Source organism: Candidatus Margulisiibacteriota bacterium (assembly GCA_028706105.1).
Classification (GTDB): Bacteria; Margulisbacteria; Riflemargulisbacteria; order GWF2-35-9; family DYQY01; genus DYQY01.
Genome location: JAQWCF010000124.1, coordinates 1 through 3,783, shown reverse-complemented (window position 1 = coordinate 3,783; position 3,783 = coordinate 1). Strand labels below are relative to the sequence as shown.

Sequence of the window (3,783 nt, the reverse complement as noted above, 5' to 3'; positions counted from 1 at the left end):
GCTTGTTACAACTACTGGAGCTCCGAAAGAGATGTATTCTGAGGGGGGAGCGCATGGGGACCTGAATAAGCACCTCGAAGCAATAACCCACTGCATTTTTGAATATATGGGGATGAAAGTGCTGCCGTCTCATATAATTTACGAAGCGAGCAGTATGTCCAAGCAAAGAGGGGCTGAAGAACTTGAAAAATACAGGCAGAGACTACTTGGGTTAGGGGCAGATGTTGTGTAACTTATTTCCTTTTATAATTTGGAATTCTTGAATCAAATAAGTGGTAATGACTCAAATCCCAAGATGAAGCTGATAAATATAATAAGATTATGATAAAATATTAAAAATAGCTCTCCGTAGTTTTGTATGGATTGAAAATATTTGTTCAACTGAGAAGTGGCCACAGCTGAGAGATAAACATCGAACTTGAATGTGATTTTGTGTAACAATTTTTTTCAAATATTATATGCATGTATCTCTGTTCTGGAGGCGACTATAAACTGCCCACGCAAATAACAAAGAGCCTGAATAATAGCTATTTTGCCAGACAAATGTATTTATAATTGCAAGTGGAACATTATTAGATAAATTATACTGTCTCTCCTCAAGAGATTCTGTATTTTAACAAAAAAAGATTAATACTAGGTAATGAGGTATAATTCGAGGTGAATAGGGAGTGGGAATTGTTAAAATGGCTAGATATATGAGATTTATATATATAGGGACTATACTTTTGCTAATTATCACTATATTAATAATTCTTTATTATAACTAAGGACTATATGGTAATTCCCATCCCGTGATTGATATTTTTCATGATTGAGTCTTCAGTGGAGTGTATATTCACGCTTTTACTCTTTTGATGTAGGGTGGCTCAAACCGTGCAGAGACACGGGAAAAAGGTCTGAGGATGACATTTCGGCATTGTGGAAACCTATCTATAATTAGGCTAAAAGGACTAAAAAGAGATATGTATATCCAGATCTGACTATTCAGTTCAAATTTATGAAAATTTTTTATTTCAAAATTTTTCTACAGAGCCGGTATCTCAGTTACTTTAAAATAATATAAAATCAATTAAAGAGGGACCGCTAACTTAACGTTGGTAAATAATCTTCTTGATTTTCACGATATAAATTAAATATAATATATCGTTATAAAATGGTTAAATTTTATATAGTTTAACTCCTTAGTTACGGTAGAACAATGCCAATACTAGTGATGACTGTGATATAAAAATCACTAGTTGAGCTAAGTCGTAGTAGCAGCGTTTACATGAAAATACTTGATATACCCTTATACTAAGGCATTAACAATAAGTCCTTGATTCCAAGGAATAAAGTATGCTGCATCTTAAAAAATGGTTCAAAGTATGCTATGAAATAACTTACCATTATTTATTGATTTAATAGTTGAAGGGTTAGCTTGTGAAAAAATTGAGTACAGTACGAATGTCTCTAAATTATTTCTCAGTGAGCCCGAAATGAAAAAGAAGTTTGGAGACGGACGATCAATGGGTACAATTAGAATGGCTACATGTATGAAATATGTATACTTCGGGTTCGCAACTTTGCTGATTGTAATCGCATCAAAAGTGTGCTTTGGCTAAGTGTTCCTACTTTTGCTAATCATGACCACACTCTTTTGGAGTCGGGTTGAGACGTTTTTCAATAATAAGGCTAACACAGATTCTCAAAATTGAGATTTAATTCGAAGATAAATTTACTGTACTTGAGTATTCTAGATCACCTTCATGCTCTCATTTTCAGTACATTAAATTTGCAGCTAGCTTTGCGGCTAAATGTGCGTTCAGGTGAATTCTATGATGCGTATATTAGCTTTTTATGGGTTTTTCTTTGCGTTATTTGGGATTTACTTAGCTCAATATCTCAATCAGTATAGGGAGGCATATAAGCTTTGGGTACAGGAAATTGTGTATGACAAGGACTATAAACTTAAGTACGAAGACTTAATATCATCTAAACAAAAATCAGAATTAACTGATAAAGAAAAAGATCTTTTTAGCAGAATCGAATCTCTTTCAAGAGATTTATGTACACTCGCCGATAAACTATTTATTTTATTTTCTTTAGTTTGCTTTACATTTTTTGTAACGATCTCATTAAGTATTCATCATCTCTTTGAATTATTAGAAACTATCCGTCCATTAGAAACTATCCGTCCTTATGACGAACTTAATACATTAATTGATTATTGGAATGCCTACTGTACCGTTTTGACCAGTAACAATCCTAACAACCCTAATATTTACGAACTTAATACGTTAATCACAGTCATAATACTTTCTACAACTTTGTTTATATCGTTACCTATAATTTTATCTTATTCTCATATAAATATACTAAAACCAAATAATACTTTTAGGATAGATGAAAAATTATTTTATGTATGGTATAAGCATAGGTGTTTTAGGTATAAACAACTCTGCTTTAAGACTAAATTACGACCCAGAAGACTTTATATAATATTTGCACAAAAATATATGGAAAAACAAAAAAATAATGTTGAGCCTGAAAAATTTCCTCGTTTATGGAAAAATTTAAAACTAAACCTTTATAATATATTTATAACAATTCGCAGTAAAATTATAAATAATATTTTTTCATTCCTAGAAAAATATAATCTTTGTAAATATAAAATTGTTAATTATATGTGTTTATACCTAAAAAAAATAGTATCAAAAAACAACAATGAAAAATGTAATGAGGATAAAATTATTTTAAATCATATTGAAATACCTGATGATATAAAAGAAGCAATGGAGGAAGAAGGGCTGCTTCCGAAGAACTGTTCCAAGCCGTAATTATTTAATATCCAAAGTTAATTTGCATAGTTTATGAAAAATAACCTAAACTTTGACTCTGCAGTATCTGAAAATTAAATATTTTTAAAAAATCTCCCGCACCTCTAAAAGGACTTTTGTCATGTTTTAAATAATTCGCCATGTTTACAGTTACTACCGGGTTTTAGAAGGTTGGAATTCGAAAGGAGGGGCTGAAGAACTCGAGAAATATAGGCAGAGAATATTTGAACTTTAAATAAAGAGGAAAACGTCTTTTTTCTTATTTTTGAGATTTCATGACTGGGGACAGCCTGGGTCGATCATTTCTTCTTGATAATATTTATGTGGTATATTTTTATAAAAAGCTTTATTAGCCGTTATGTATTTTCAGACATATCGTTGAAATTCCACCTGAAGAGGGTTTGTATGAAAAAATTCCGCGCATTCATAATTATCATGATACTTGCAATGGCCCTGGCTGGCTCAGGATGTACTGAGAAAGAAGAATCTACCCCTGTTTCTGGAAATTCGGAAAAAGAGTTTGAGGGGAGGCAGATCACGGTTTGTTCCGGCGCCGGGCTGATAAAACCCATGAACGAATTGATTGCGAATTTTGAAAACGATACCGGAGCAGATATCGAGGTCCGCTACGGAGGAAGTGCCGAACTCTTCGGAATCCTGACCTCAAAAGAGTGTGACATCTTCATCCCAGGGGATTACTACTATACCGGACAGGCTATGGACAGGAATTATGTTTTCAATGAAAGCATGACAAACCTGACCCTGCATATCCCGGTTATTGCAGTTCCGGATAAGAACCCCAAAAAAATAAATGGGCTCGAAGACTTAGCAAATCCAGGAATAAAATTGGCACTCGGAGATCCAAAAGGGCCTGCGATAGGCAAAGTCTCGGAAGCAATCTGTGAAAAAGCAGGCATCCTTCCCGAAGTTGAGAATAACACAATTGTCAGAACTGCAACCGTAAATC

3 protein-coding genes are annotated in these 3,783 nt (G+C 33.4%); all 3 read left to right on the top strand.

Features of this window, described 5'->3' with window-relative positions; all coding sequences use genetic code 11:
* The coding region (locus tag PHF25_09080) for an NAD(P)H-dependent oxidoreductase (GenBank protein ID MDD4528161.1) at positions 1 to 232 on the top strand (232 nt) is incomplete at its 5' end.
* Positions 233 to 1,814: 1,582 nt separating this feature from the next.
* The gene (locus tag PHF25_09075) at positions 1,815 to 2,816 is read left to right on the top strand and encodes a hypothetical protein (protein ID MDD4528160.1); all 1,002 of its coding nucleotides are present in this window, start codon (positions 1,815 to 1,817) and stop codon (positions 2,814 to 2,816) included.
* Positions 2,817 to 3,221: 405 nt separating this feature from the next.
* Positions 3,222 to 3,783 (top strand): substrate-binding domain-containing protein (locus tag PHF25_09070; GenBank protein ID MDD4528159.1); only part of this gene is annotated, 562 nt, incomplete at its 3' end.

Coding starts and splice junctions, on each gene's coding strand:
- PHF25_09075 (MDD4528160.1), top strand. CDS start 1,815: ATGATGCGTATATTAGCTTTTTATGGGTTTTTCTTTGCGTTATTTGGG.